The following is a 406-nucleotide window of genomic DNA, read 5'->3' on the forward strand; positions in this document are numbered from 1 at the left end:
CAAGCGGAAAGGACCAGGCTGAGATATCATAGAACAAACTGTCCTTAAACTCAGTTCTTCTTTCGAACATTGCTTCTACAAGACGGTGCTGTCTCTGCTGTTTTGGGACCAGGTAACTGCTTCCGGGTTCAAAGGTTTTTCCGTTGCTACTGAATTTTTCTTTCACCTCATGCAGTTCCACCTGGTGTTGTTCCAGGATCTCGGCGAGCTTATATGCAGTGGCTGCATCCTTTGGATTTCCGAAGACGTAAGCACCTTTTCCGGCTTCTTTTCGGGCGTTTTGATAGAAATTCCGCTGATAATTCAGCAATTTTTCCCGCATTTTATTTGCAGCCTCTAAAGTGGAAAGTGCGGCGGTAAACTGATTTTTGATGGTGAACGGAAAGGTGAGGATCCCATTTTCGGT

The 406-nt window shown here is 45.3% G+C and carries 1 pseudogene; it reads right to left on the reverse strand.

Annotated features, from left to right (window positions below):
• A pseudogene (locus HC176_RS17045) lies at positions 1–406 on the reverse strand (zinc carboxypeptidase); the annotation flags it as partial.

The organism is Tamlana crocina (assembly GCF_012037625.1).